This window comes from Agrobacterium leguminum, from assembly GCF_005144435.2.
Classification (GTDB): Bacteria; Pseudomonadota; Alphaproteobacteria; order Rhizobiales; family Rhizobiaceae; genus Agrobacterium; species Agrobacterium leguminum.
The window spans coordinates 1,179,249-1,205,061 of the sequence record NZ_CP120211.1 but is presented as its reverse complement, the minus strand read 5'-3'; the positions used below and the strand labels follow the sequence as shown (position 1 = coordinate 1,205,061).

The 25,813-nt window shown below is 60.0% G+C and carries 26 protein-coding genes and 1 tRNA gene; 17 read left to right on the top strand and 10 right to left on the bottom strand.

The genetic code is table 11. The features are described 5' to 3' along the window. Nucleotides 1–41: 41 nt before the first annotated feature. From znuC to zur, 3 genes are read left to right on the top strand one after another with little or no spacing between them, the layout of a single operon-like run. Nucleotides 42–968 carry a zinc ABC transporter ATP-binding protein ZnuC gene (znuC, locus tag CFBP4996_RS05980; RefSeq protein ID WP_080852011.1) on the top strand — a complete coding sequence of 309 codons (927 nt, stop codon included), beginning with the start codon at nt 42–44 and terminating at the stop codon, nt 966–968. Continuing rightward, nucleotides 961–1,779: a zinc ABC transporter permease subunit ZnuB gene (gene znuB / locus CFBP4996_RS05975; protein WP_003525036.1), complete on the top strand. Its 819-nt coding sequence runs from the start codon at nt 961–963 to the stop codon at nt 1,777–1,779. Before znuC ends, znuB begins: the two co-directional genes overlap by 8 nt. Further along, nucleotides 1,776–2,189 (top strand): zinc uptake transcriptional repressor Zur, encoded by a 414-nt coding sequence (gene zur, locus CFBP4996_RS05970; protein WP_020809932.1) that lies wholly within the window; start codon nt 1,776–1,778, stop codon nt 2,187–2,189. Before znuB ends, zur begins: the two co-directional genes overlap by 4 nt. A 36-nt stretch (nt 2,190–2,225) precedes the next feature. Here zur and CFBP4996_RS05965 read toward each other — a convergent pair whose 3' ends face one another. After that, entirely contained in the window at nt 2,226–2,759 is a 534-nt protein-coding gene (locus CFBP4996_RS05965; protein ID WP_080852013.1) for a gamma carbonic anhydrase family protein, read from the bottom strand. Nucleotides 2,760–2,787: 28 nt separating this feature from the next. Beyond that, nucleotides 2,788–3,477 carry a fumarylacetoacetate hydrolase family protein gene (locus CFBP4996_RS05960; RefSeq protein WP_080852015.1) on the bottom strand — a complete coding sequence of 230 codons (690 nt, stop codon included), beginning with the start codon at nt 3,475–3,477 and terminating at the stop codon, nt 2,788–2,790. Nucleotides 3,478–3,614: 137 nt separating this feature from the next. Between CFBP4996_RS05960 and dusA the strand changes: the two genes are divergently transcribed. Next, nucleotides 3,615–4,625 carry a tRNA dihydrouridine(20/20a) synthase DusA gene (gene dusA, locus CFBP4996_RS05955; RefSeq protein WP_080852016.1) on the top strand — a complete coding sequence of 337 codons (1,011 nt, stop codon included), beginning with the start codon at nt 3,615–3,617 and terminating at the stop codon, nt 4,623–4,625. A gap of 6 nt (nt 4,626–4,631) precedes the next feature. Here dusA and CFBP4996_RS05950 read toward each other — a convergent pair whose 3' ends face one another. Next, nucleotides 4,632–5,432: a DUF72 domain-containing protein gene (locus CFBP4996_RS05950; RefSeq protein ID WP_080852018.1), complete on the bottom strand. Its 801-nt coding sequence runs from the start codon at nt 5,430–5,432 to the stop codon at nt 4,632–4,634. Nucleotides 5,433–5,488: 56 nt separating this feature from the next. Next, nucleotides 5,489–8,410, bottom strand: coding sequence for an excinuclease ABC subunit UvrA (gene uvrA / locus CFBP4996_RS05945; RefSeq protein ID WP_003525047.1), 2,922 nt, complete (start codon nt 8,408–8,410; stop codon nt 5,489–5,491). Nucleotides 8,411–8,674: 264 nt separating this feature from the next. On the opposite strand from uvrA, the gene CFBP4996_RS05940 reads away from it, so the two are divergent. The 3 genes from CFBP4996_RS05940 (at nt 8,675) to CFBP4996_RS05930 (ending at nt 9,893) form a co-directional block, all read left to right on the top strand. Further along, nucleotides 8,675–9,250: a single-stranded DNA-binding protein gene (locus CFBP4996_RS05940; protein WP_065655441.1), complete on the top strand. Its 576-nt coding sequence runs from the start codon at nt 8,675–8,677 to the stop codon at nt 9,248–9,250. Between the two features lie 93 nt (nt 9,251–9,343). Beyond that, entirely contained in the window at nt 9,344–9,610 is a 267-nt protein-coding gene (locus CFBP4996_RS05935) for a type II toxin-antitoxin system ParD family antitoxin (RefSeq protein ID WP_080852020.1), read from the top strand. Continuing rightward, nucleotides 9,603–9,893, top strand: a complete 291-nt coding sequence (locus tag CFBP4996_RS05930; RefSeq protein WP_080852022.1) for a type II toxin-antitoxin system RelE/ParE family toxin — start codon at nt 9,603–9,605, stop codon at nt 9,891–9,893. The genes CFBP4996_RS05935 and CFBP4996_RS05930 overlap by 8 nt, the downstream gene beginning before the upstream one ends. A 77-nt stretch (nt 9,894–9,970) precedes the next feature. Here the strand turns inward: CFBP4996_RS05930 and CFBP4996_RS05925 are convergent, their stop codons facing one another. Together CFBP4996_RS05925 and CFBP4996_RS05920 are read right to left on the bottom strand one after the other, a co-directional pair. Next, complete coding sequence (locus CFBP4996_RS05925) at nt 9,971–11,119, bottom strand: CBS domain-containing protein (protein ID WP_080852024.1); 1,149 nt, start codon at nt 11,117–11,119, stop codon at nt 9,971–9,973. A gap of 132 nt (nt 11,120–11,251) precedes the next feature. Continuing rightward, nucleotides 11,252–11,881, bottom strand: coding sequence for a MarC family protein (locus tag CFBP4996_RS05920; RefSeq protein WP_003525062.1), 630 nt, complete (start codon nt 11,879–11,881; stop codon nt 11,252–11,254). 217 nt (nt 11,882–12,098) lie between these two features. Between CFBP4996_RS05920 and gyrA the strand changes: the two genes are divergently transcribed. After that, complete coding sequence (gyrA, locus tag CFBP4996_RS05915; RefSeq protein WP_080852025.1) at nt 12,099–14,891, top strand: DNA gyrase subunit A; 2,793 nt, start codon at nt 12,099–12,101, stop codon at nt 14,889–14,891. A gap of 96 nt (nt 14,892–14,987) precedes the next feature. On the opposite strand, the gene CFBP4996_RS05910 is transcribed toward gyrA, so the two are convergent. The 3 genes from CFBP4996_RS05910 to CFBP4996_RS05900 all read right to left on the bottom strand — a co-directional run bounded on the left by CFBP4996_RS05910 (nt 14,988) and on the right by CFBP4996_RS05900 (nt 17,683). Further along, complete coding sequence (locus CFBP4996_RS05910) at nt 14,988–15,248, bottom strand: hypothetical protein (RefSeq protein WP_080852027.1); 261 nt, start codon at nt 15,246–15,248, stop codon at nt 14,988–14,990. A gap of 83 nt (nt 15,249–15,331) precedes the next feature. Then, nucleotides 15,332–16,825, bottom strand: a complete 1,494-nt coding sequence (locus CFBP4996_RS05905; protein WP_080852028.1) for a D-alanyl-D-alanine carboxypeptidase family protein — start codon at nt 16,823–16,825, stop codon at nt 15,332–15,334. Between the two features lie 138 nt (nt 16,826–16,963). Further along, nucleotides 16,964–17,683 carry a hypothetical protein gene (locus CFBP4996_RS05900; RefSeq protein WP_080852030.1) on the bottom strand — a complete coding sequence of 240 codons (720 nt, stop codon included), beginning with the start codon at nt 17,681–17,683 and terminating at the stop codon, nt 16,964–16,966. Nucleotides 17,684–17,820: 137 nt separating this feature from the next. Here CFBP4996_RS05900 and CFBP4996_RS05895 point away from each other — a divergent pair, with 137 nt between their 5' ends. The 4 genes from CFBP4996_RS05895 (at nt 17,821) to CFBP4996_RS05880 (ending at nt 18,999) form a co-directional block, all read left to right on the top strand. Then, on the top strand, nt 17,821–18,084 hold the full coding sequence (locus tag CFBP4996_RS05895; RefSeq protein ID WP_003525070.1) for a hypothetical protein: 264 nt from the start codon (nt 17,821–17,823) through the stop codon (nt 18,082–18,084). Between the two features lie 15 nt (nt 18,085–18,099). Beyond that, the gene (locus CFBP4996_RS05890) at nt 18,100–18,327 is read left to right on the top strand and encodes a hypothetical protein (RefSeq protein ID WP_035261278.1); all 228 of its coding nucleotides are present in this window, start codon (nt 18,100–18,102) and stop codon (nt 18,325–18,327) included. 342 nt (nt 18,328–18,669) lie between these two features. Then, the gene (locus tag CFBP4996_RS05885) at nt 18,670–18,822 is read left to right on the top strand and encodes a hypothetical protein (protein ID WP_162935873.1); all 153 of its coding nucleotides are present in this window, start codon (nt 18,670–18,672) and stop codon (nt 18,820–18,822) included. 87 nt (nt 18,823–18,909) lie between these two features. Next, nucleotides 18,910–18,999, top strand: a tRNA-Ser gene (locus CFBP4996_RS05880). A 130-nt stretch (nt 19,000–19,129) separates the two neighbouring features. On the opposite strand, the gene CFBP4996_RS05875 is transcribed toward CFBP4996_RS05880, so the two are convergent. Beyond that, on the bottom strand, nt 19,130–19,468 hold the full coding sequence (locus CFBP4996_RS05875) for a hypothetical protein (protein ID WP_003523701.1): 339 nt from the start codon (nt 19,466–19,468) through the stop codon (nt 19,130–19,132). Between the two features lie 318 nt (nt 19,469–19,786). Between CFBP4996_RS05875 and CFBP4996_RS05870 the strand changes: the two genes are divergently transcribed. The 5 genes from CFBP4996_RS05870 (at nt 19,787) to metG (ending at nt 25,807) form a co-directional block, all read left to right on the top strand. Continuing rightward, nucleotides 19,787–20,875, top strand: coding sequence for a septal ring lytic transglycosylase RlpA family protein (locus CFBP4996_RS05870; RefSeq protein ID WP_121490272.1), 1,089 nt, complete (start codon nt 19,787–19,789; stop codon nt 20,873–20,875). Between the two features lie 75 nt (nt 20,876–20,950). Then, a complete protein-coding gene (locus CFBP4996_RS05865; RefSeq protein ID WP_080852034.1) occupies nt 20,951–22,123 on the top strand; it encodes a D-alanyl-D-alanine carboxypeptidase family protein in 1,173 nt (390 codons plus the stop codon). A gap of 135 nt (nt 22,124–22,258) precedes the next feature. Next, on the top strand, nt 22,259–22,933 hold the full coding sequence (tmk, locus tag CFBP4996_RS05860; RefSeq protein ID WP_080853168.1) for a dTMP kinase: 675 nt from the start codon (nt 22,259–22,261) through the stop codon (nt 22,931–22,933). Further along, nucleotides 22,926–23,951: a DNA polymerase III subunit delta' gene (locus CFBP4996_RS05855; protein WP_080852036.1), complete on the top strand. Its 1,026-nt coding sequence runs from the start codon at nt 22,926–22,928 to the stop codon at nt 23,949–23,951. Before tmk ends, CFBP4996_RS05855 begins: the two co-directional genes overlap by 8 nt. Nucleotides 23,952–24,256: 305 nt before the next feature. Further along, nucleotides 24,257–25,807, top strand: coding sequence for a methionine--tRNA ligase (metG, locus tag CFBP4996_RS05850; protein WP_080852037.1), 1,551 nt, complete (start codon nt 24,257–24,259; stop codon nt 25,805–25,807). The last annotated feature ends 6 nt before the right edge of the window (nt 25,808–25,813 follow it).

The following is a 25,813-nucleotide window of genomic DNA, read 5'->3' as shown; positions in this document are numbered from 1 at the left end:
TATGCAATAGCGGTAAGCAACATCGCCGAACGGACAATCCCATGCTTCATTCCGCCCATCGGGGCAAAGAGATACTTGTTTCCCTTGCCAATGCCGGCGTGCAGCGCAACGGCCGCTGGCTGGTGCGCGGCGTGGAGTTTTCCGTCAGCAAAGGCGAGATCGTCACGCTGATCGGGCCGAACGGTTCCGGCAAATCCACCAGCGCGAAAATGGCGATCGGCGTGGTGAAGCCGACCGAGGGCGAGGTTTCGCGCATTGCCGGTCTGAAGGTCGGTTATGTGCCGCAGAAGCTTTCCGTGGACTGGACCATGCCGCTTTCGGTGCGCCGGCTGATGACGCTGACCGGGCCGCTGCCAGCCCGTGAAATCGACGCGGCGCTGAATGCGACGGGCATTGCGCATCTCGCCAATGCGGAAGTGCAACACCTTTCCGGCGGCGAGTTCCAGCGCGCGCTTCTGGCCCGCGCCATCGCCCGTAAACCCGATCTGCTGGTTCTTGACGAGCCCGTGCAAGGTGTCGATTTCTCCGGCGAGATCGCGCTCTATGATCTGATAAAAAATATCAGAAATTCAAATAATTGCGGAATTCTGTTAATCTCGCATGATCTGCATGTGGTGATGGCCGAAACAGACACCGTCATATGCCTGAACGGCCATGTCTGCTGCCGGGGCACGCCGCAGGCGGTGAGCCAGAGCCCGGAATATATGCGGCTGTTCGGCGGCGCCGCAGCCAAGGCGCTTGCCGTCTATAGCCACCATCACGATCATACGCATCTGCCCGATGGCCGGGTGCAGCACGCGGATGGTTCGGTGACCGATCATTGCCACCCCGAGGATGGGCACCATCATATGCATGACCACGGTCACCATCACGACAGCCATGACGAATGCGGCTGCGGCCATGAGCATGAGCATGAGCATGAGGGCCATACGCCTCCCGGCCAGCGGCAGGGAGAGCGCCATGTTTGACGATTTCTTCGTTCGCGCCATGGTCGCCGGTATTGGCGTTGCGCTCACTGCCGGTCCTCTCGGCTGCTTCGTCGTCTGGCGTCGCATGGCCTATTTCGGCGATACGATGGCCCATTCGGCGCTGCTCGGCGTCGCGCTGTCGCTGCTGTTGCAGCTCAACCTCATCGTCAGCGTCTTTCTGGTGGCGTCGGCCGTGTCGGTGCTGCTGCTCTTTTTGCAACGGCGTCAGGCGCTCTCCGCCGATGCGCTGCTTGGCATTTTGTCCCATTCGGCGCTGGCGATCGGTCTCGTCATCGTCGCTTTCATGAGCTGGGTGCGCATCGATCTCGTCTCGTTCCTGTTCGGCGATATTCTCGCCGTCACCCGCAGCGATATCGCCCTGATCTGGGGCGGTGGGCTGGTGGTCATCGTCTCCATGGTGTTCCTGTGGCGGTCGCTGCTTGCCTCCACCGTCAATACGGAGCTGGCCGAAGCCGAGGGGTTGAACCCGGAGCGCGCAAAGCTGATCTTCACGCTGTTGATGGCGCTGGTGATCGCCATTGCCATGAAGGTGGTCGGCATCATGCTCATCACGTCGTTGCTCATCATACCGGCGGCGACCGCCAGACGCTTTTCCGCGACGCCTGAGGTTATGGCGGTGGTGGCTTCGCTGATCGGCGCGGTTGCCGTTGTCGGCGGTCTGTTCGGCTCGCTCACCTACGATACGCCGTCCGGCCCATCCATCGTGGTTGCCGCGGTGATCCTCTTCGTTATAAGCCTGTTGCCGGCGCCGGGTTTTTCCCGCGCCGCGGATGAAGGAGGCAAATCATGAATGCGCAGACCCAGCAAAACCTCACCAAGAACCAGTCGCTGGTCATGAATGCCCTCTCAAACGCGCATCAGCCGCTCAGCGCCTATATGATCCTCGACAAGCTGCGCGACGAAGGTTTTCGCGCGCCGCTGCAGGTTTACCGGGCGCTGGAAAAGCTGGTGGAGTTTGGTCTCGTGCACCGGCTCGAGAGCCTTAACGCCTTTGTCGCCTGCACCCATACGCAGGCGGAGTGCTGCTCGCACCACCATGGCACGGTGGCTTTCGCCATCTGCGAATCCTGCGGGCAGGTGACGGAATTCCACGATCATGAAATCGACCACCGTCTCGAGCGCTGGGTGAAGGACAGCAAGTTCAAGGCGGAAAAGACCACCATTGAAATTCGCGGCCTCTGCGCCGCCTGCTCGGCTTAGTCTCACGGCAGGGCGGGCGTGGATGCCCGCCGTTTCCTATCCTTCGATGATCGCCAGATCCTTAGAAAAGCGCTTCCAGTTTTCGATGTATTTTTCCGCCGAGCGGCGAAGCCCCGCGATGGCCTCGTCATCCAGCGTGCGGATGGCGCGCGCCGGCGAGCCGACAATCAGGGAATTGTCCGGAAATTCCTTGCCCTCCGTCACCAGCGCATTGGCGCCGACGAGGCAGTTGCGACCGATCTTTGCGCCATTCAGGATCGTCGCGCCCATGCCGACAAGCGAATTGTCGCCAATGGTGCAGCCATGCACGATGGCGTGGTGGCCGATGGTGCACATTTCGCCGATGACGACGGCAAAGCCGGGATCGCTATGCACCATCACGCCTTCCTGAATATTGGTGCCGCGCCCGATGCTGATCGGCTCGTTATCGCCGCGCAGCGTTGCGCCGAACCAGATGCCGACATCCTCACCGAGCGTCACCGAGCCGATGACATTGGCGTCGGGCGCCACCCAGTAGCGATCGGGCGCAGGGGTCTGCGGCACACGGTCGGCGAGACGGTAAAGCGGCATGCTGGTGTCCTCCCTTTTTTCGACGGCCTCAGGCAACCGTCACGCCCAGCGTGCCGACACCCTCGACGCCGCATTCGATGCGGTCGCCACGCACGATGGGGCCGACGCCGGCCGGCGTGCCGGTCATGATGACGTCACCGGCGGCAAGCGTGAACAGCTTGGAAAGCTCGGCAATCACTTCCGGCACCTTCCAGATCATCTGGGCAAGATCACCCGTCTGCTTGCGTTCGCCATTGACGTCAAGCCAGATCGCGCCCGTGGCGGGATGGCCGATCCTGTCTGCCGGGACGATTGGGGAGACCGGTGCGGAATATTCGAAGGCCTTCGCGCCTTCCCAGGAGCGACCCATCTTCTTCAGGCCGTCCTGAAGGTCGCGGCGGGTCATGTCTATGCCGACGGCGTAACCCCAGACATGGTCCAGCGCCTCGGACGTCGGGATATCGGCACCGCCGCTTTTCAGAACCACGACACATTCGACTTCGTAGTGCACATTCGATGACAGCGGCGGGTAGGGGAAGTCCTGACCGGCGGGCAGCAGATTGTCCGGGTTTTTCTGGAAATAAAAGGGCGGCTCGCGCGAGGGATCGTGGCCCATCTCAATGGCGTGATCGGCATAATTGCGGCCGACGCAATAGACCCGCCGGACGGGGAACAGATCGCCCGTGCCTTCCACGGGCAGGAGAACGGGTTTCGGAGCGGGGATGACGGTGGCGGCCATGTCGATTTCCTGTCGTCTTTTTCGGTGCAATTCTTGTCCCGCGATTCCGGGGCGATTTCCAGTTCAAAATGACCCTGGCAGCAAAACTGGCTTTTTACGGTCCTTTGCTGTAGAAGCCGGCGCAAAGAGGTTAATCCATGTACAGACAAGCGCTTGCAAGCGGCGAAAAAATCTTCGCCGTGGCCCCCATGATCGACTGGACCGATACCCGCTGCAGATTTCTGCACCGGCAATTGTCGAAGCGTGCGCTGCTTTATACCGAAATGATCGTCGCCGATGCCATCATCCATGGCCAGCGCGACAGGCTGCTCGGTTATCACCCTGAGGAACATCCCGTCGCGCTGCAGCTTGGCGGGTCTGATCCGGCCAAGCTCGCCGAGGCGATGCGGATCGCCGGCGATTACGGATATGACGAGATCAACCTCAATGTCGGCTGTCCCTCGGATCGGGTGCAGTCCGGTACCTTCGGCGCCTGCCTGATGCGCGAGCCGGAGGTGGTGGCGCAATGTGTCTCCGCAATGAAGGCTGTCGCCAGCGTGCCGGTTACGGTGAAATGCCGGATCGGGGTGGACGATCAGCAGCCGGAAGCGGTTCTGCCGGATTTTCTGAAGCGGGTTGTTGCGGCAGGCGCGGACGCCGTCTGGGTTCATGCGCGAAAAGCCTGGCTGCAGGGGCTTTCGCCAAAGGAAAACCGCGAAGTGCCGCCGCTCGATTATGATCTCGTCTATCGCATGAAGCGGGAAAACCCCGATGTCTTTATCGGCATCAATGGCGGTATCGCCGATCTCGATCAGGCGAGCGAACATCTCCAGCATATGGATGGTGTGATGCTCGGCCGTGCCGCTTATCACAACACGTCCATTCTTGCCGATGTCGACCATCGCATCTATGGCGAAGAGGTTAGGCAGCCAGACTGGATAGCGCTGCGTGACGCGATGATGGCCTATGCCGCCGACTATATCGCCGCGGGCGGACGTCTCAACCACGTCACCCGCCACATGGTCGGTCTGTTTCAGGGCATGCCCGGCGCGCGCCGTTTCCGGCAAATCCTCTCCAGCGACGCCACCCGGCCAGGCGCCGGTCCGGAGGTTATCGAGGCAGCTTTCGCGGCCATCGATTTCAGCCCGACGAAAGACATGGCGGGCTGAAAGAGTTCAGACCGCCTTTTGCAGTTCCTGCGCACCAACAGGCGCATTGACCTTGCCGCCGGTAATGAAGAAGGCGAAGACATCGCGCGGTGTCTTTTCGACCTTCCGATCCGGCGCTATCAGCGGCAGATCGTCCGGCACGCCGCCCTTCGTATAGGTCTTTACCCGCTCGGCCCAGTGGTCGATGTCTCTTTTCGGGTAACAGGTCTTGATATCGTCTTCGCCCTTCTGCAGGCGGCAATAGACGAAATCGGCCGTCACATCCGGCAGCATCGGATAATCATGATGATCGGCGCAGACGACGGCGACCTTGTGCTTGGCGAGAAGATCGATGAATTCCGGAACCTGAAATGTCTCGTTGCGCACCTCGACGACATGGCGAAGACGGATGCCGTCCTGCTTCTCGGGTAACAGGGACAGAAATGCGCCAAAATCCTCCGCATCGAATTTTTTCGTCGGGGCGAATTGCCAGAGGATCGGGCCGAGATGGGACCCAAGCTCCGTCAGCCCCTGCGTCAGAAACTTCGTCATCGATTCGCCGGCCTCGGCCAGAACCCTGCGGTTGGTGACGAAGCGGCTTGCTTTTAGCGAGAAGACGAAATCCTCGGGCACTTCGGAAGCCCATTTGGCAAAAGTTTCCGGCTTCTGGCTGCTGTAATAAGTGCCATTCACCTCGATTGCCGTGAGCTGCCGGCTGGCATGCTCCAGCTGGCGCTTCTTCGGCAGTTTTTCAGGGTAGAAAGTGCCTTCCCATGGCTCGAAGGTCCAGCCGCCGATACCGGTGCGGATCGTGCCTGATGTCGACATATGCTGTTCCTCCTCCGGCCTTCGGCCTATCGAACCCTTGCGACGAAAGCTGCGGATTACTCCGCAGCCTCCCGTTTTCCGGCCGGCCGGCGCTCGAGAAGCTCCTTCAGGAAGTGACCGGTATAGGAGCGATCGACCTTGACGATGTCCTCCGGTGTGCCGGTCGCCACCACTTCGCCGCCGCCCGTGCCGCCTTCGGGTCCGATGTCGATGATCCAGTCCGCCGTCTTGATGACTTCGAGATTATGCTCGATCACCACGACGGAATTGCCCTGTTCGACCAGCGCATGCAGCATTTCCAGGAGCTTGTTGACATCGTGGAAATGCAGGCCGGTCGTCGGCTCGTCGAGAATATAGAGCGTGCGGCCCGTCGAGCGTTTCGACAGTTCCTTGGCGAGCTTGACGCGCTGCGCCTCGCCGCCGGAGAGCGTATTGGCCTGCTGGCCGACCTTGATGTAACCGAGGCCGACATCGAAGAGCGATTGCAGCTTGTCGCGCACGGCCGGGACGGCGGCGAAGAACTCCACGCCTTCCTCCACCGTCATATCCAGCACATCGGCAATGGATTTGCCCTTGAAGGTGACATCGAGCGTCTCGCGATTGTAACGCTTGCCGTGACAGACATCGCAGGTGACGTAGACGTCAGGCAGGAAGTGCATCTCGATCTTGATGACACCGTCGCCCTGGCAGGCCTCGCAGCGGCCGCCCTTGACGTTGAAGGAGAAACGGCCCGGCGCATAACCGCGCGCCTTGGCCTCCGGCAGGCCGGCGAACCAGTCGCGGATCGGCGTGAAGGCGCCGGTATAGGTGGCCGGGTTGGAGCGCGGCGTGCGGCCAATCGGCGACTGGTCGATATCGATCACCTTGTCGATGAATTCGAAACCGTCGATGCGGTCGTGTTCGGCCGGGATTTCGCGAGCGCCCATCACCCTTCGAGCCGCCGATTTGTAGAGCGTCTCGATCAGGAAGGTGGATTTGCCGCCGCCCGAAACGCCGGTTACGGCAGTGAAGACACCGAGCGGCACGGCGGCCGTGACATTCTTCAGGTTATTGCCGCGTGCGCCAAAAACCTTGATCTCGCGGCCCTTCTTGGGCTTGCGGCGCTCCGCTGGCACGGCGACGCCGAGTTCGCCGGAGAGATATTTGCCGGTCAGCGATTTCGGATTGGCCATCACCTCCTGCGGTGAGCCTTCAGCGATCACCTGACCGCCATGAATGCCGGCGGCTGGGCCGATATCGACCACATAATCCGCCGTCAGAATGGCGTCCTCGTCATGTTCGACCACGATGACGGTATTGCCGATATCGCGCAGGTGTTTCAGCGTATCCAGCAGGCGGGCATTGTCGCGCTGGTGCAGGCCAATCGACGGTTCGTCGAGAACATAGAGAACGCCGGTGAGGCCCGAGCCGATCTGCGAGGCGAGACGGATGCGTTGGCTTTCACCGCCGGAAAGCGTGCCGGAATTGCGCGACAGGCTGAGATAATCCAGCCCGACATCGTTGAGGAAACGCAGGCGTTCGCGGATTTCCTTGAGGATGCGGACTGCGATCTCGTTCTGCTTGGCGTTGAGGCTTTCCGGCAGCACCTCGAACCAGTCGCGCGCGGTGCGGATCGACATTTCGGTGACTTCGCCGATATGCAGCCTGTTGATCTTGACGGCGAGCGCTTCCGGCTTCAGGCGATAACCGGCGCAGGCCGGGCAGGGGGCCGCCGACATGTAGCGTTCGATTTCCTCACGCGCCCAGGCGCTGTCGGTCTCTTTCCAGCGACGCTCCAGATTGGGCACGATGCCTTCGAAATTCTTCACCGTCTTGTAGGAGCGGGCGCCGTCCTGATAGTTGAATTCGATCTTGTCATCGGTGCCCTGAAGGATGGCGTGCTGCGCCTCTTTCGAAAGATCCGACCACTTGCTCGACAGCTTGAAGCCGAAAGCCTTGCCGAGCGCTTCCAGCGTCTGATTGTAATAGGGAGAGGAGGATTTCGCCCAGGGAGCGATGGCGCCGTCGCGCAGGGTACGGGCGGGCTCCGGCACGATCAGGTTTTCATCCACCTTCTGCTGCGAGCCGAGGCCATCGCAGCTCGGGCAGGCGCCGAAGGGATTGTTGAAGGAGAACAGCCGCGGCTCGATTTCCGGAATGGTGAAGCCGGAAACGGGGCAGGCGAATTTTTCCGAAAACAGCACACGCTCATGGGTCTCATTGAGCGATTTGTTTGCGGAACCACCGGCGGCGGTTTCTTCCGGCGGCAGGGGCTTGTCGGCGAATTCGGCGACTGCCAACCCGTCGGCGAGCTTGAGGCAGGTCTCGAGACTGTCGGCAAGGCGCGCGGCCATATCCGGGCGCACCACCGCACGGTCAACCACCACGTCGATATCGTGCTTGTATTTCTTGTCGAGGGCGGGCACGTCGGCGATTTCGTAGAACTGGCCATCCACCTTGACGCGTTGGAAGCCCTTCTTCATCAGGTCGGCGAGTTCCTTTTTATATTCGCCTTTGCGGCCGCGCACCATTGGCGCGAGAATATAAAGACGTGTGCCTTCCTCGAAAGCGAGGATGCGGTCGACCATCTGGCTGACCGTCTGGCTTTCGATCGGCAGGCCCGTGGCCGGCGAATAGGGCACGCCGACACGCGCGAACAGCAGGCGCATATAGTCGTAGATTTCGGTGACCGTGCCGACGGTGGAACGCGGATTGCGCGATGTGGTCTTCTGCTCGATGGAGATCGCCGGCGACAGGCCGTCGATCTGGTCGACATCCGGCTTCTGCATCATTTCCAGGAACTGGCGCGCATAGGCCGAAAGGCTTTCGACATAACGGCGCTGGCCTTCGGCATAGATCGTATCGAAGGCAAGCGAGGACTTGCCCGAACCGGAAAGGCCGGTCATGACGATCAGCTTGTTGCGCGGCAGGTCCAGATCGATGCCCTTGAGGTTGTGCTCACGGGCGCCACGGATGGAAATCGTCTTCAGTTCACTCATGACAAGGCTCGGACAAAAATAACAGGCTTGATGGCAGCGCGTCCTTATGTAGTGACGCAGCCGGATGTGTCGAGGTCTATTCCCAATCGGTCGCAGCTTTTCGGAATGCTTGACTCGAAATCTGCGATTTAATAGAACAAAAAAGGAACGAATTGCAAGCGCGAATGTCTGCTCCCGCAGCTTAAGATTATTCTTTGTGGATAGTTCCATGCTTGCGGTGCCCTTTGCGGGCGGCGGCAGCTATTGTGTGGCGAATTTTTTGAAATGCAATTGCCGGTCATGATGGCCGGCGGACAGGATGACGAGATGGCTGGTAGCGTAAACAAGGTAATTCTGATCGGGAACGTGGGCGCCGATCCCGAAATCCGCCGGACGCAGGACGGCCGCCCCATCGCCAATCTGCGTATTGCCACCTCGGAGACCTGGCGGGACCGCAACAGCGGCGAGCGCCGCGAAAAGACCGAATGGCACACCGTCGTCGTCTTCAACGAAGGCCTGTGCAAGGTCGTCGAGCAATATGTCAAGAAGGGCGCCAAGCTCTATATTGAAGGCCAGCTGCAGACGCGCAAATGGCAGGACCAGACCGGTAACGACCGTTATTCCACTGAAATCGTGCTGCAGGGCTTCAACTCCACGCTGACGATGCTCGATGGTCGCGGTGAGGGCGGTGGCCGCAGCGGCGGCGATTTCGGCGGCGGCAATGATTATGGCAGTGGCGGCGGCTCCAGCTATGGCGGCGGTTACGACCAGCAGTCCTCGTCGCGCGGCGGCTCTTCCCGTGGCGGCGGCCAGCCTTCCGGCGGCTTCTCCAACGACATGGATGACGATATTCCGTTCTGACGCTGATATCGAAGAAACTATCACAAGTCGGAATTTTTGTGATTTTTTCCTATTCTCTGGTATCTTGGAGGGACTGACGGGGGATTTAAACACATGGCGACCATGACCGTTTCCTTGCCAGATCCCATGAAAGAATGGATCGAGACCCAGGTCCTGACAGGCGAATATGCCAGCGTTAGCGACTATGTGCGGGATCTGGTGCGTCGTGACAGGGCGCGGCGAGGGCAGGAGTTCAGCGTTGATGAGCTTCGCCAGATCGTCGCGGATTCCCGCGCGAGCGGCATCGGTTCCCGCAGCATGGATGATCTGTTTACGGAAGCCGAACGGATAGCGGCGGCACGTGGAGTTGTGCGTGAATAGCTATCGGCTGACTAAACAGGCCGAAAGCGAAATTCTCGATATCTTTATCTATGGCGTTGAACAGTTCGGATTGAGACAGGCACATTTTTACAAGAATGAAATGAAAAGCTGTTTCCAGTTGCTTGGCGATAATCCGCGCATGGGACGTCTTGCCCCGGCGATTGGGGAAGGTGTACGCCGACATGAGCATGGAAGCCATATCATCCTCTATGAAATTGACGGTGCAGGCGTCCTCATTCTCACGGTGGTGCATGGTCGAAGCATCCGCCGCCTGAAGCTTTGACGCTTTCGGGTAGCGGTCGACGTCCTTGGAATTTTTCAGCGCGTGTTCTTCCCGTTCATTGACTTGAGTGCTGCCGCTTATGCCGCGACCTTGTCCGCCAGCATCGCGACCATGACATCGGATTGCGACACGATGCCGACCATCTTGCCTCTGGCGTCGATGACCGGCAGGTAGTGCAGTCCTTCTTCGGCAAAGCGGATGATGGCTTCCTCGATTGCCGTTTCCGGCCGTACGGTTCTGACCGGCGATGTCATGATGTCCTTGACGGTATCGTTGGGGGCGCTTGCGCCGGAGAGGATGAGGCGCAGCCGCTGCAGGAAACCGATGGAGGGACGGCCGTTTCTCCAGCTCGCCTTTTCCAGAAAATCCGTCTGGGTGACGATGCCGACGATCTCCGCTTTATCGTTGGTGACCGGCAATGCCTTGAAATGGTGGCTGTGCATCAGCGCGTGGGCGTGCCGCAGACTGTCATCAGGCGCAACACCGACGACATCGCGCGACATGACGCTAGCGCAATCGAGATGCAGCGCACGGCGACGCCAGGAGCGCAGTTCGGTCTTGCGTAAAATGGTTTCGAGCTCGTCACGGTCGATATCGAGGACCTGGTCATATTCCTTCAGCACCTCGTCGAGGTCGTTGGAGGAAAAGCCTATTTTCTGGATGGGGGTCGGATCCGTGGTGCCATGGGCGGCCTTGCCAAGCTTCAGGCCATGAGGATAGGCGCGGCCGGTGGCATTGTTATAGGCGAGGGCCAGGGCAAGAAGGATCAGCGAATTTCCGGCGACCGGCCACAGCAGAAAGCCATAACCGAGGCTGTGCACGGCAGGGCCGCCGAGAACGGCGGTCAGCGCCACCGCACCGCTTGGCGGGTGCAGGCAGCGCAAAGCCATCATCGCGGCGATGGCGAGGCTGATGGCGAGCGCGCTGGCAAGAAATAGATCCGGAACCAGCAGCGCCACGGTTACGCCCACGAAGGCCGAAACAAGGTTGCCGCAGAGGATCGACCAGGGCTGCGCCAGCGGGCTGGAGGGCACGGCGAACAGAAGCACGGCCGAAGCGCCCATCGGGGCGATCATGGCGGGCAGGGTGGGATCGAAACGCAGAGCGAGACTTCCCATAAGGCCGGTCAGCAGAATGCCGACAAAGGCGCCGGTTGCGGAGCGCAGCCTTTCCCTGTTGCTGACGGGTGCGGCATCCGGGATGAGGCGACGCAGCGTGGAACGCATGGAGATAACTTTCGAATCCGAAAAAACATGCGTCTTTTAGCCGAAGCGGCGGTCGGATTTAAAGGGAGGATTTTCCGGCGTTTTAGCGGTTGGCGGGAATTTATTGCGCAGGCACCGCCAAGGGTCGGCTTTTCAAAAAGCGAAGGCTGATTTTATGCCGTCGACCACGAACTGCACGGAAAGGGCGGCAAGCAGCACGCCGAGCAGACGGGTCAGGATCGCGCGGCCGGTATTGCCGAGAAAACGGTCCATCCGCTCCGAGACGATCAGCGCGGCATAAACGAGGGCCATGGCGAAAGCGAGGATCAGGATGAGCACCAGCATCTCGACGGTGGTTTTCATCGAGCCGGCAAGTAGCACGGTGGCGGAAATGGCGCCCGGCCCGGCGATCAGGGGCAGCGCCAGCGGAAAGACCGCCAGATTGTGAAGGTGGTCCTTGGTGATGGCGATCTCGGATGTCTTTTCCTTGCGCTCCTGGCGTTTTTCGAAAATCATCTCGAAAGAAATCCAGAACAGCAACAGGCCGCCGGCGATGCGGAAAGCGCCGAGCGAGATGCCGAGGAGATTGAGGATGGCGAGGCCGAAGAGCGCGAAGACGGCGAGAATGCCGAAGGCGATGATGGAGCCGCGCAGCGCCACCTGGCTGCGCTGGTCGCGCGTCATGCCGGCGGTCAGCGCCAGAAAGACGGGGGCAAGGCCCGGCGGATCGAGCGTGACCAGAAGTGTGGTAAGCGCGTTGATGAGCGTTTCGCTGCTGGCCATTCTTTCCCCGTCTCATCTGTTTTTAGGGCGGAGCCTACGCAAGTCGTCGGCACTTTGAAAGGGAGCGGCGGCGCTTTTGCCGGGCTAAATCGTGAAATGCGGCGTTCGTCTTGCAAATGACGCAAAAGCCTGTTCAAAACTCGCCGGGAAATTGGCTTAACGTGGCTGTTTCCGCTATAAAAATCCATCCGATTCTTAACAGAGAATGTGATCCGTTTTGACTGACCAGAGCCCCCCCGGCGGCGGAAAACTTCCGCCAGGCATTGAACCGATTTCCATCATGGAGGAAATGCAGCGGTCGTATCTCGATTACGCCATGAGCGTCATCGTGTCCCGCGCGCTTCCCGATGTGCGAGACGGCCTGAAGCCGGTTCATCGCCGTATTCTTTACGGCATGTCCGAACTCGGCATCGACTGGAACAAGAAATACGTCAAATGCGCCCGCGTTACCGGGGACGTGATGGGTAAATTCCATCCGCACGGCAATGCGGCGATCTATGACGCTTTGGCGCGTATGGCGCAGGACTGGTCGCTCCGCCTGCCGCTGATCGACGGGCAGGGCAATTTCGGCTCCATCGACGGCGATCCGCCGGCGGCGGAACGTTACACCGAATGCCGTCTGGAAAAGGCAGCCCATTCGCTGCTCGACGATCTCGACAAGGAAACGGTCGATTTCCGCGACAACTATGACGGTACCCTGCAGGAACCGGTCGTCATTCCGGCGAAGTTCCCGAACCTTCTGGTCAACGGGGCAGGCGGCATCGCGGTCGGCATGGCCACCAATATTCCGCCGCACAATCTCTCGGAAGTCATCGACGGCTGTATCGCCATGATCGACAATCCGGCGATCGAGCTGCCGGAGCTGATGCAGATCATTCCCGGTCCGGATTTCCCGACAGGCGCGCTGATCATGGGCCGTTCCGGCATCCGTTCGGCCTATGAGACCGGCCGCGGCTCGGTCATCATGCGCGGCCGCGCCACCATCGAGCCGATGCGCGGCGACCGCGAGCAGATCATCATCACCGAAGTTCCCTATCAGGTGAACAAGGCGAACATGATCGAAAAAATGGCCGAACTGGTCAAGGAAAAGCGCATCGAGGGCATTTCCGACCTGCGCGACGAATCCGACCGTCAGGGCTATCGCGTCGTCATCGAATTGAAACGCGACGCCAATGCGGAAGTGATCCTGAACCAGCTTTACCGCTACACGCCGCTGCAGACCTCCTTCGGCTGTAACATGGTGGCGCTTAACGGCGGCAAGCCGGAGCAGATGACGCTCATCGACATGCTGCGCGCCTTCGTGGCTTTCCGCGAGGATGTCGTCAGCCGTCGTACGAAATATCTGCTGCGCAAGGCGCGCGAGCGTGCGCATGTGTTGGTTGGTCTGGCGATTGCGGTTGCCAATATCGACGAGGTCATCCGGGTTATCCGTCATGCGCCCGATCCCGCTTCGGCCCGCGAAGAGCTGATGACGCGGCGCTGGCCGGCGCAGGATGTGGAAAGCCTGATCCGTCTGATCGACGATCCTCGCCACCGCATCAACGAAGACGGCACCTATAATCTCTCGGAAGAGCAGGCGCGCGCCATTCTCGAACTGCGCCTTGCCCGCCTCACCGCGCTCGGTCGCGATGAAATCGGCGACGAGCTGAACAAGATCGGTGCTGAAATTTCCGAGTACCTCGAAATCCTGTCGTCGCGCCTGCGCATCCAGCAGATCGTTAAGGACGAGCTTGTCGCCATCCGTGACGAGTTCGGCACGCCGCGCCGTTCCGAGATCGTCGAGGGCGGTCCCGATATGGACGATGAAGACCTCATCGCCCGCGAGGACATGGTCGTCACCGTTTCGCATCTCGGCTATATCAAGCGCGTGCCGCTGACCACGTACCGGGCGCAGCGTCGCGGCGGCAAGGGCCGTTCCGGCATGGCGACGCGCGACGAGGATTTCGTCAACCGTCTCTTCGTTGCCAATACCCATACGCCGGTGCTGTTCTTCTCCTCGCGTGGCATCGTCTACAAGGAAAAGGTCTGGCGCCTGCCGATCGGCACGCCGCAGTCCAAGGGCAAGGCCCTCATCAACATGCTGCCGCTGGAGCCCGGCGAGCGCATCACCACCATCATGCCGTTGCCCGAGGACGAAACCACCTGGGAAACGCTGGATGTGATGTTCTCGACGACGCGCGGCACGGTTCGCCGCAACAAGCTCGGCGATTTCGTGCAGGTCAACCGCAATGGCAAGATCGCCATGAAGCTGGACGAGGAGGGCGATGAAATCCTCTCCGTCGAAACCTGTACGGACCGCGACGACGTGCTGCTGACGACCGCGCTCGGCCAGTGCATCCGCTTCCCCGTGGACGATGTGCGCGTCTTTGCCGGCCGCAACTCCGTCGGCGTGCGCGGCATCAACATGGCCGAGGGTGACCGCATCATCTCCATGACCATTGTGGGCCATGTGGAAGCTGAACCTTGGGAGCGTGCGGCCTATCTGAAGCGCTCGGCTACCGAGCGGCGTGCCGCAGGCGTCGATGAGGACGATATCGCGCTCGTCGGCGAAGAGGTGACGGAAGAGGGTGAACTCAGCGAAGAGCGCTATCAGGAACTGAAGGCACGCGAAGAATTCGTGCTGACTGTTTCCGTGAAGGGCTTCGGCAAGCGTTCCTCTTCTTACGATTTCCGCACCTCGGGTCGCGGCGGCAAGGGCATCCGCGCCACTGATACCTCGAAGACCAACGAGATCGGCGAACTCGTCGCGGCCTTCCCCGTGGAAGAAGGCGACCAGATCATGCTGGTTTCCGATGGCGGTCAGCTCATCCGCGTGCCGGTCAATGGCATCCGCATCGCCAGCCGCGCCACCAAGGGTGTGACGATCTTCTCGACCGCCAAGGATGAGAAGGTGGTTTCCGTGGAGCGTATCAACGAGCCGGAAGGCGACGATGAAGGCGAAAACGGCAATGGCGAAGAGGCCGATGACAATCTGCCGGATACGCCTGAGGCACCGGAGAGCGAGGCGTAAGCCGCCTCGTTATCTTCGGTTACCAATCAACAAAAACCCCGCGGCGCTCAGGCTCCGCGGGGTTTTTGTTTGTGTCTTGTCGACTGCGTTTGATCTTCAGCGAATGCGAATATGGACCGGAGCGCGACCCGAGCGGCTAGCGACATGAAGGTGGATGTTCGCTTCCGGCTGATTGGAGCGCCAGGCGCGGGCGCCATGCGACAGAAGCAGCGCCACGAGATCGCGTGTCTTCGCCTTGGAACGATTAAGACCGAGATCGGCGATACGCATCGCCGCTTCGTGAATGGGATGCAGAACCGACAGGCTGCCATGCCCGCTGCCAGACGCAATGTCCGAATAATTCTCGTTGACTGCCATCTTGGAAAGCCTCGCTACACATTACAAACTTCGAGGAGACAGGCGATGTTTCGACTATGAACCACCGCCTGCGGAAACGTCTGTTACTGGAGTGACGCCCAGCAGCTGACGCCTTTCTTTTTCAATGCATTGCATGCATTCACCGCAGCGTTCTGGCCATCGAAGCCGCCGAAACGGGCGCGGTAGATTTGGGAGCCGTCCTTGCTGAAGGCGACCGTGAAGGGTTTTGCGGAGCGCAGTGCCGCGCCGCCCTTTTCCTGCGCGTTCTGCAACAGGCCACGTGCGGAGTTCTCATCGGGAGATGCACCGATCTGGATCACCCAGCCGCCCTGCGGAGCCTCGGACCTGGCCGAAACCGAAGGGGCGGAGAGGACAGGCGCCGTGGTGGAGGCGGTAACGATATTGTCCACCTTGGTCGAGTTGGTGATCAACTTGCGGTCCGGTGCAGCGGGCGCCTGATTGATTGGATCCTTGCCCTTCTGCCAGGTGGCGGCTTCCATGGCCTTGACGGCTGCATTGGAAGAGGAGCCTGCGAAGGCGCTGACCGGCGCTTCTTCGTACCGGGTCTGCGGCACCGGACCGGAATTGGGCAGGCCGGCTGCGGTTGCTGCAACTGCCACGGAAGGAACAGCAGCGGCCACGGCGACGGGCTCTTCGACCGGCGCTGAGCGGGTCTGCGCGATCAGGTTGCTGTTGCCGCCACGCGATGCCTGCGGCAGATAGGTTGCGACAAGCTTGCGCATGGTGGCGTCACGGGCAGCGCTGGAGCGGCCGCCGAGAACGACGGCGACAATGGAGCGACCGTCAAGTTGAGCCGATGTGGCAAGGTTGCTGCCGGCTGCACGGGTATAACCGGTCTTGATACCATCCACGCCCTTCACTGTTCCGACGAGGCGGTTATGGTTGCCGATAACCTGCTTGCCGAAATTGAAGGTGCGGGTGGAGAAATAGCCGTAATATTGCGGGAAATGCTGGCGAAGCGCGACGCCGAGACGGGCCTGGTCGCGTGCCGTCGTCATCTGCGCCGTGTTGGGCAGGCCGTTGGCGTTGCGATAGGTCGTGCGGGTCATGCCGAGTGCGCGGGCCTTGGCGGTCATCATTCTGGCGAAACGGTCTTCCGAGCCGCCGAGATATTCGCCGAGCGCGGTTGCCATATCATTTGCAGACCGGGTGACGAGAGCAAGGATAGCCTGTTCCACGGTGATGCTGCCGCCGGCGCGCACGCCGAGCTTGGATGGCGGCTCCTTGGCGGCGTTGGCTGACACCGGCACCTTGGAATCGAGCGAGATACGTCCGGTATTGAGCGCCTCGAATGTCAGATAAAGCGTCATCATCTTCGTCAGTGAAGCCGGATAACGCAGCCCGTCGGGATCCTCGCCATAGAGGACCTTGCCGGTCTTGGCATCGATGACGATGCCCGCATATTTCGGATCGGCCTTTGCGGTTTGAACGGATGTTGCGGTTATGAACGCCGCAGCAAGGGTTAACGCAATAAACCTTACGAAAGACGTCGCACCCGCTTTGCGCGAATGTGCCCCAGATAGACTTTTCAACACTGCTGAACTCTTCAATCGCATATTTCTGTTCCGCTCGGACACGCCCCGCCCGATGCTCCGGGAAGAAACTTTATCGGGATGGCGTTACCAAGTGGTTTATGAAAGGTATCTGCCTTCCATAAAATGCGACTTTTCGCACGCAATCTGTGCCGTGCTGTTTCACCGATTTCCGTCTTTTACGAGGCGGCGCTCGATATAGTTTTTCACATCCGCGTCCAGCTTTTGCCATTGCGGCAGCAGGGTGGAGGAGAAACGGTAGAACAGGCTGAGGTCCTGTCCGGCGTGAATATCCCTCTGGCAATCGCTGCCGGTGGCCGCCTGCGGCGTTTGCGGCAGCAGGCAGCGCACCACATAGGCGCTTTCGCCTTCGCGCTCGCCGGTCAATATGACTTCCTTGCCGTAACCGGAATCAGCGCGCAGGCGGTGCAGCAGCAGGCCGTGCTTCAACGGCACCGGCTCTCCTTCCGTCAGCCGCGAATAGATCGGCCCGAAACGACCGGACATGTCCTCGGACATGGTGCTTTGCGAAAGCTGGATGAAGATCAGCCCTGCCGCCTGCGCCGGATCGTCGAAGACGGCGCGATTCGCTTCCTCATAACCCTTGAGGTCAGGCCAGCTCAGATAAAGGTCGACGCGCTCGCGTTCTCCGCCGAGGCGCTCGGAAGGCGCCCGCAGGGTGTTTTTGGCAAGCTTCAGCCGGTCGTTGCCGATGACGATCTCCACCTCCTCGGTGGCCGTCGTATGGCCCGCCTGGAGAATCCGCTCGCCATACCATTTGATGCCGACATTGAGGGCGCCGAGAAAGATGAGAAGAATTCCGGCGATGAGAGCGGCCCGGAGCATGAGTGACGATGAAAGCAGGGGTTTCTGGTCGTTCATGGGCTTCCATATTCGTTCCGGCCGCCGGATGAGTTTCCGGCCGGAAAATAGCCGTGCAAAGCTTTAACCCGAGGCGATCGGCATTGAAATGATGTTTTGCCGCTGCTACCTGATAACGACCAAGCAAAGGACGGCATATGGCAGCGCGCGACAGATATTCCCGGAAGCTCGAATGTTCCAAATGTGGTCATCAGGGGTTTGCCGAAGCATCGGAATCGGATGACAAGAGCCGCCGGGACGTCGATTTTCGCATCGATGAAATGCCGCGTGGATTCCGCGCGGAGCGCGCCTCGGGCGATCCGACGGATTTCATGATCCGCTGCGCCCAGTGCGGCAATATATTCCGTTTCCTGCAGAAAACCGCCTATGCGCCCGGAGGCGAACCGCGCGTGAAGGCCTGAAGGGAAGGTGCCGGCATGACTTTACCGCAACAACCGAACGGCGCGCCGCAAAGGCGCAAGCCGATCTGGCCGTGGATCGTGCTGCTGGTGCTGACGCTTTCAGCCATTTATTCCTATAATCGCGCCAATGAAATCATCGCGGAATTGTCCGATACCTTGCCGCCGGCGCTGCTGAACCTGTTCGAGGATATTCTCAGGGGTGACGGCCGGCATGGCAATGGCGGGCCGAGCATCGGCGTCTGAGGCGAGGGCGGTATAGAGAGCCGCTGGCCTTTTTGGCCGCGCTTCGTCTTCTGGGGCCATAAAAGAAAAAAGCCCCGCAAAGAGGCGGGGCAGGTTGATCGCTCGGGGAAAGTTGGGCAATGCCCGGGAGCGATGGCTTGATATAAGTGACAATAGTGCTGACGCGATAGGCCATTTCCGTCCCAAACAGTACGCCTATGCATAAATTTCGCTCAATCAGCAGATTTTTGAACGATGAGTTTGGAAAATCTGTAAGACAACTTGACAGACTTTCGCTTTATTCTTCGCATTGCCTCGAATTGCACATATTCGCCTTTAACATAACGTGACATGAGCAGACGCATGGATAAATCGGGAATCCTCTTCGTGGCGCTTTTGCTGGTGCTTGTCGCAATCGTCTTAAGCCTGACGTTATTCGATACGGCTCAGCAGGTGCCCTCGATACCTTCAGGCGACGGATCCCTGCTGCCGCCGGCAACGCCCCCGGGGCAATGATCTGCCAACCATAAGAGAAGGGCGACACAGCTCGCCCGGGCGGGATTGACGGCCTTTTTCAAACCGCTATAAAGCCTCACCACCGATGGATGGGTGTCCGAGTGGTTTAAGGAACCGGTCTTGAAAACCGGCGTGCGTGAGAGCGTACCGTGGGTTCGAATCCCACCCCATCTGCCATCAAGCGCAAAGATCATTCGAACAACGCTGCGACGAGGGATGCCTCGATCGCTTTGCTCAGCTTTGGAATGGCTCGAATCTAGCGCGAATGAGAAACCCGCCTTGCGGCGGGTTCCATGTGTTCATCCAATCAGATTTCCGGGCAGCCCCGTTCATTGGCGAAGGTGATGCGATCCGGTCCTCGGCGCGTGAAGCCTTCGACGACGACACGACCAGGGGTGACGCGCACGACCTCTGGATCGCGCAGGCCTGCCTCACGGGCGGCGGCGCGGGCTTCGCGTTCGCTGCAGCCACGCATGCGGGGCGGGCCGCGGCGGTCTACGTCCCGGTCACGATCGCGGATGACGGGGCGAACGCCGTCGGGGCCGATTCTGAGTTCCATGTCCTGTGCACCTGCGGGGATCGGCGCGGCGAAGGATACCAGGGCGATGCCCATCGCCAGAGCTGTGGTTTTCATAAGCTTGATCATGTTTCCTCCTTCAGCCGAAACCGGCGGAAAGCTCGTTTGTTTGCGGGGAGAGAACGCGGTTGCCGTCCGTTTGTTCCTTGCCGATGCGGTGAATGGGAGATGTTGAGGCGGGTAAATTCGGTCCGATGGGTGGGCTTAAAAGATAGAAATCATTAACCACGTTCGTTACAATTTTATCGAATTTGCAGAAGTCGTTCGCATTTTCGCCACGTTATGCACAAGATTAAGCGACTGTTAGGTGCTTCGATGGCAGGGGCAAATAATCGAGGCAAGTGAGGGTGCGGTTCTCCGAGCCAATAGCAGCGTGGGGCAGACGATTTGAATTCTACGGTCAAGAAACTCGGCATCAACGCCAGGTCGGGCGTGAAGTGGCTTGCAATTTCCGTGCTTTGCGCCGCAACCGCATCGTGTTCCACGACATCCGAGACCAAGCCTAAGCCCAAGCGCAGCAAGGAATATTTTTCCGAATCCGAATATGGCGTCAAAGCCAGCCCGCGTGTGGCCGATGGCAAAGCCATTCCCAAGGGCGGCGGGCGAGAGCTGATCGGCAATGCCTATACCGTCAAGGGCCGCCGTTATTTCCCGAAGGAAGAGCCGGGTTACAACAAGACCGGTCTTGCTTCCTGGTACGGTTCCGCCTTCCATGGCCGGCTGACCGCCAATGGCGAAGTCTACGACAAAGAACATCTTTCTGCCGCACATCCGACATTTCCCCTACCGAGCTACGCGCGCATCACCAACATGGAAAATGGCGCTTCGGTTCTGGTGCGCGTCAACGATCGCGGACCGTTCCACGAAGGCCGCCTGATCGACGTTTCCAGCAAGACGGCCGATCTTCTCGACATGAAGGCCACCGGCACGGCCAATGTGCGGGTACAATATGCCGGCCGAGCACCGCTCGATGGTCACGACATGCCTTATCTGATGGCATCCTATATTCCGAAGGGTTCGCGTTCGCCGGGTGTGGCGCCCGAAGGGCAGATCGCGACGGGCGTGATGGTGGCTTCGGCCTCGCCGAATTTCGTTCCGGCTCCCGCGTCCAACCCGAATTATGGCGGCTCCGCACAGACGGCACTCGTCGGTTCCAAGAAGAATGCGGCGCTTCAGGCCATGCCTCTGGTCAACGGCCCGGCGCCGGCTTTCGAGCAGTTCGCGATCCTGCCGGAAATCGGCCCTATCCTGGCGGAGCGTCCGGAAGGCAATTTCATGCGTGAGCCGGCGGCGCCCGGCGGCAATTATCTGCGCGTGCCGACGCCTTCCTCCAAATTTGCGGCGGCCTATTCCGAAGAATCTGCTACGGTCTCCAGGACCGCGAGCGCCTTCGACAGCGTGCTCGTCGACCGTGGCGCGCTGAACGAACAATCGATACTCGCCCATGTGAAGCGTCAGCAGGCCAAGTCGCGCTGACGGATTGAAGGATACGGCCGGCCTCTCGCCTTTATCGCGGGCAGCCGGTTACGGCAGGCAGGACTGGGCGGTTTCATGCGCAAGGCCATTCATCGCTCCTATTGTTCGGTCGTCGCAGCGGCAGCGTTTGCGTTTTTCAGTGCAGGCCCGGTGCAATCGCAGACCGGCCCCTTCATTGCAAAGGCCGAACAGGCCTACATGATCGATGCCGAAACAGGCACGGTGCTTCTTTCGCAAAACGAGAATCAGCCTTTTCCGCCCGCGTCGCTTGCCAAGCTGATGACGGTGGAAGTGGTGCTGGATGCGCTGTCAAAGGGGCAGGTGACGGCAGAGACGGCTTACCCCGTCTCGGAATATGCCTGGCGCACGGGCGGCGCGCCCTCGCGCACTTCGACCATGTTCGCGGCGCTGAAATCCTCCGTCAGCATCAACGATCTTTTGACCGGCATCATCGTGCAGAACGCCAATGACGGCTGCATCGTCGTTGCCGAAGGCATGGCGGGTTCCGATTCCGCCTTCGCCAAGCGCATGACGGTGCGGGCGGGCGAACTGGGCATGAGCAGCAGCACCTTCACCAATTCGACCGGGCTTCCCGACCCCGGCAACCGGACGACCGCGAGGGACATGGTGCGTCTTGCGCAACATCTGCATGATACCTATTCCGAGCATTACGGGCTTTTCACCAAACCGGATTTCGAATGGAACCGGATTTTCCAGCGCAACAAGAATACGCTCCTGATGCCCGGCAGCGGTATTGACGGTCTCGGTCTCGGTTTTGCGGAAGGCAGCGGTTTTGCCGCTGTCGTTTCGGCCGAGCGGGACGGCCGCCGGGTCTATCTGGCGCTTGCCGGCATCGTGGACGACAAGACGCGGCAGGAAGAGGCCCGCCGGGTGGTGGACTGGGGCCTGACCGCCTTTGAAAAACGCCATCTCTTCAGCAAGGACGAAGCGGTCGGGTCTGTCAGCGTTTATGGCGGCGATGTTTCGCATATCGATCTTTCGCCGAAGGAAGATGTCAGCGTGCTTGTGCCGGTCAATAATCCGGATCGTATTTCCGGCAGGATCGTCTATCGCTGGCCCCTGAATGCGCCGCTGGACGTCGGTGCAAATGCCGGAACGCTTAAGATTTTTTCGGGCGAGCGCCTGTTGCGGGAAGTGCCGCTTTATACGAAGGCGGCGGTCGGCAAGGGGTCGCTCACCCAGAATGCGACAGGCGCGCTGAAGGAACTGTTGCTGTTCTGGCTCTGAAAGCCTGTTCCACGGGCGGCCTTGTTCCTATGCTTTTGTTCAGGCACCGGATTTTCTGAAAAGCGCTTCACAGATTTCGGTTCGATGCTGTAAACAGGCATTTCGAATTCGAGGAAACCCGTGCAGGACGTGACATTGGCCGAAAAGACCGGATTGTTCATCAGCTTCGAAGGTGGCGAAGGCGCCGGCAAGTCGACGCAGATTCGCACGCTTGCCGAGGCGCTTCGCGGCCGTGGTTTCGAGGTGATCGTGACGCGTGAGCCGGGCGGCTCGCCGGGTGCGGAGGCCGTTCGGCATGTTCTGCTCTCGGGTGCGGCGGAATCCTTCGGGGTGCGGATGGAAGCGATCCTGTTTGCCGCGGCGCGCAACGACCATGTCGAAGAGGTCATTCGCCCGGCGCTTGCGCGCGGCGAGATCGTGCTCTGCGACCGGTTCCTCGATTCGTCGCGCGTCTATCAGGGCACGACCGGCAATCTGGAGCCGGATTTTATCGAGACACTGCAACGCATCGCGATTGACGGTGTCGTGCCGGAACTGACGCTGATTTTCGATATCGCCGCCGAAAAGGGGCTCGCCCGCGCCAGAAAGCGCGCGGATGAAGGCGCTGCGCCGGACCGGTTCGAAAAAGAGGAAATCGAGACCCACGAGAAGCGGCGTGAGGCCTATCTGGATATTGCGCTTGCCGAGCCGCGTCGTTGCCGGATCGTCAACGCCGACCAGCCGGAAGAAAAAGTGGCGGAGGATGTCATGTCCTTTGTCGATCCCTTGCTCAAACAGCTGAAAACAGCAGCGGGCGCGGCGCATGAGTGAGGTTCAGGGCGTTCTCGACGGTGCGATTGCGCCGCAGCAGAACACGAAGCTTTTCGGACATGAGGAAGCGGAAGCCTTCCTTGCGCAATCCTATCGCTCCGGCAAGGGCCATCATGCCATACTGATCGAAGGGCCGGAGGGGATCGGCAAGGCGACGCTTGCCTTCCGTTTCGCCAATCATGTGCTCAGCCATCCCGATCCGTCGCTGGCGCCGGATTTTCTCGCCGATCCCGATCCGCAATCGCTGGTTAGCCGGCAGATTACCGCAGGCGCCTCGCATAATCTGCTGCATCTGACCCGTCCGGTGGATGAAAAGACAGGCCGTGTGAAATCCGCCATTACGGTGGACGAGGTGCGGCGGGCAGGGCACTTCTTTTCGCAGACCTCCGGCACCGGCAACTGGCGTATCGTCATCATCGATCCCGCCGACGATCTCAATCGCAACGCCGCGAATGCGATCCTCAAAATACTGGAGGAGCCACCGAAGCGGGCGATGTTCCTCGTCCTGTCGCACGCACCGGGCAAGTTGCTGCCGACCATCCGCTCACGCTGCATGCCCTTGAGGCTCCTGCCGCTTTCCGATGCGGCCATGGTGCAATCTCTCGATCATCTCGGCATAAGCCCGGAAGGCGAAAAGCGCGACGCCCTGCTTGCCGCCTCCAAGGGCAGCGTGGCGCAGGCGTTGAAGCTGATGAATTACGGCGGCTCCGACATTGTCGAGGCCTTTGCGGAGGTCATGGCTTCCGAAGGGCCAGGCGTGCGCAAGCAGATGCATAAGCTCGCCGAGGTTCTGGCACAGAAGGATGGTGACATCGTTCTCGGCTTCTTCATGGAGCATGTGACGGAAGAACTGATGGAGCGCGCAAGGGCGGCGGCGATGGCGGGCGATATTGCGGCGGCGGAAAAACATGCACGGCTTTCCTCGGCGCTCTCGGAACGCATCACCGTGGCGCAGGCCTATAATCTCGACAAGAAGCAGATGGTGCTTTCCATTCTGGAAGATATTCGCGGCGTTTGAAGGCGAGGGATCGTACGGAATGTACGATTCGACGGTGCATAAATTCTCCTCCGTCATGCCGGACTGGATCCGGCATCCAGCCACGGCGCGTCCGTGCCGTGAAGAGAGTCTTTTGCGATCAAGGACTTGATCGCGCTGGACCCCGGATCCAGTCCGGGGTGACGGTAGTGCGGATGCCAAGCGCTCGCCAAATCCAATTTGTCTGCAGGCTGTCGTACAAAACGTACGCTTTTTCTTTCGCTGCTGCGAACAATGGTTTAAGAGCGGTCTATCCAAAAAACAGCCTGTAAAGTCGATAGACCGTCATGACAGACAAGACACCATTCTACATCACCACCGCGATCTCTTATCCTAACGGCAAGCCACATATCGGTCATGCCTATGAGTTGATTGCGACGGACGCCATGGCACGCTTTCAGCGCCTGGATGGAATGGATGTGTTCTTCCTGACCGGCACCGACGAACACGGCCAGAAGATGCAGCAGACGGCGCGTGCGGAAGGCATTTCGCCGGAGGAACTGGCTGAGCGCAATTCCGACCAGTTCCGCGCGATGGGCAAGCTGCTCAACGCCTCGAACGACGATTTCATCCGCACCACGGAAGAACGTCACCACGAGACCTCGCGCAATATCTGGAACCTGATGGCCGACAGCGGCGACATCTACAAGGACAGCTATGCCGGCTGGTATTCCGTGCGCGACGAGGCCTATTACGCCGAGGACGAAACGGAAGTGCGCGCTGACGGCGTTCGTTACGGGCCGCAGGGCACGCCGGTCGAGTGGGTGGAGGAGGAAAGCTACTTCTTCAAGCTCTCCGAATATCAGGACAAGCTGCTGAAGCTCTATGAGGAGAACCCGGAGTTCATCGGCCCGGCAGAACGCCGCAACGAAATCATCTCCTTCGTCAAATCCGGTCTGAAAGACCTGTCGATTTCCCGCACCACCTTCGACTGGGGCATCAAGGTTCCGAACGATCCAAAACACGTCATGTATGTTTGGGTCGATGCGCTGACCAACTACATCACCGCCACGGGTTACATCGAGGATAAAAACGGCCCGCGTGCCAAATATTGGCCCGCCGACGTGCATATCATCGGCAAGGACATTATCCGCTTCCACGCGGTTTACTGGCCCGCCTTCCTGATGAGCGCGAAGCTGCCGCTGCCCAAGCGGGTCTATGCGCATGGCTTCCTGCTCAACAAGGGCGAGAAGATGTCGAAGTCGCTCGGCAACGTCGTCGATCCGGCCAATCTGGTGAACCATTTCGGTCTCGATCAGGTCCGTTATTTCTTCCTGCGCGAAGTCTCCTTCGGCCAGGACGGCAGCTATAGCGAAGAGGGCATCGCCACCCGCATCAATGCCGATCTTGCCAATGGAATCGGCAATCTCGCCAGCCGTTCGCTGTCGATGATCGTCAAGAATTGCGATGGTCAGATCCCGACGCCCGGTGAGTTCACCGAAGAAGATAAGGCGATGCTCGCCTCCGCCGACGGGCTGCTTGAGATTTGCCGCGAGGAAATGGGCAAGCAGCTGATCCACCGCGCGCTTGCGGCTATCATCGCCGTCGTCTCGGAAACCGACCGCTATTTCGCCTCGCAGGAGCCGTGGGCGCTGAAGAAGACCGATCCCGAGCGCATGGGCACCGTGCTTTACGTTACGGCGGAAGTGGTGCGCCAGATCGGCATTCTCCTGCAACCCTTCATGCCGGAATCCTGCGAGAAGCTGCTGGATCTCGTTGCTGCCCCTGCCGACAAACGTGATTTTACAGCACTCGGCGAAGCGGGCCGTCTGGTTCCGGGCACGCCGCTGGAAGCACCGAAGCCGGTCTTCCCGCGTTACGTCGCACCGGAAGCGTGAAGGCGA

Bases quoted from the DNA above. Each gene is read 5' to 3' on its own strand.
- znuC (WP_080852011.1), top strand. From the start codon at position 42: ATGCTTCATTCCGCCCATCGGGGCAAAGAGATACTTGTTTCCCTTGCC.
- znuB (WP_003525036.1), top strand. From the start codon at position 961: ATGTTTGACGATTTCTTCGTTCGCGCCATGGTCGCCGGTATTGGCGTT.
- zur (WP_020809932.1), top strand. From the start codon at position 1,776: ATGAATGCGCAGACCCAGCAAAACCTCACCAAGAACCAGTCGCTGGTC.
- CFBP4996_RS05965 (WP_080852013.1), bottom strand. From the start codon at position 2,759: ATGCCGCTTTACCGTCTCGCCGACCGTGTGCCGCAGACCCCTGCGCCC.
- CFBP4996_RS05960 (WP_080852015.1), bottom strand. From the start codon at position 3,477: ATGGCCGCCACCGTCATCCCCGCTCCGAAACCCGTTCTCCTGCCCGTG.
- dusA (WP_080852016.1), top strand. From the start codon at position 3,615: ATGTACAGACAAGCGCTTGCAAGCGGCGAAAAAATCTTCGCCGTGGCC.
- CFBP4996_RS05950 (WP_080852018.1), bottom strand. From the start codon at position 5,432: ATGTCGACATCAGGCACGATCCGCACCGGTATCGGCGGCTGGACCTTC.
- uvrA (WP_003525047.1), bottom strand. From the start codon at position 8,410: ATGAGTGAACTGAAGACGATTTCCATCCGTGGCGCCCGTGAGCACAAC.
- CFBP4996_RS05940 (WP_065655441.1), top strand. From the start codon at position 8,675: ATGCAATTGCCGGTCATGATGGCCGGCGGACAGGATGACGAGATGGCT.
- CFBP4996_RS05935 (WP_080852020.1), top strand. From the start codon at position 9,344: ATGGCGACCATGACCGTTTCCTTGCCAGATCCCATGAAAGAATGGATC.
- CFBP4996_RS05925 (WP_080852024.1), bottom strand. From the start codon at position 11,119: ATGCGTTCCACGCTGCGTCGCCTCATCCCGGATGCCGCACCCGTCAGC.
- CFBP4996_RS05920 (WP_003525062.1), bottom strand. From the start codon at position 11,881: ATGGCCAGCAGCGAAACGCTCATCAACGCGCTTACCACACTTCTGGTC.
- CFBP4996_RS05910 (WP_080852027.1), bottom strand. From the start codon at position 15,248: ATGGCAGTCAACGAGAATTATTCGGACATTGCGTCTGGCAGCGGGCAT.
- CFBP4996_RS05905 (WP_080852028.1), bottom strand. From the start codon at position 16,825: ATGCGATTGAAGAGTTCAGCAGTGTTGAAAAGTCTATCTGGGGCACAT.
- CFBP4996_RS05900 (WP_080852030.1), bottom strand. From the start codon at position 17,683: ATGAACGACCAGAAACCCCTGCTTTCATCGTCACTCATGCTCCGGGCC.
- CFBP4996_RS05895 (WP_003525070.1), top strand. From the start codon at position 17,821: ATGGCAGCGCGCGACAGATATTCCCGGAAGCTCGAATGTTCCAAATGT.
- CFBP4996_RS05890 (WP_035261278.1), top strand. From the start codon at position 18,100: ATGACTTTACCGCAACAACCGAACGGCGCGCCGCAAAGGCGCAAGCCG.
- CFBP4996_RS05885 (WP_162935873.1), top strand. From the start codon at position 18,670: ATGGATAAATCGGGAATCCTCTTCGTGGCGCTTTTGCTGGTGCTTGTC.
- CFBP4996_RS05875 (WP_003523701.1), bottom strand. From the start codon at position 19,468: ATGATCAAGCTTATGAAAACCACAGCTCTGGCGATGGGCATCGCCCTG.
- CFBP4996_RS05865 (WP_080852034.1), top strand. From the start codon at position 20,951: ATGCGCAAGGCCATTCATCGCTCCTATTGTTCGGTCGTCGCAGCGGCA.
- CFBP4996_RS05855 (WP_080852036.1), top strand. From the start codon at position 22,926: ATGAGTGAGGTTCAGGGCGTTCTCGACGGTGCGATTGCGCCGCAGCAG.
- metG (WP_080852037.1), top strand. From the start codon at position 24,257: ATGACAGACAAGACACCATTCTACATCACCACCGCGATCTCTTATCCT.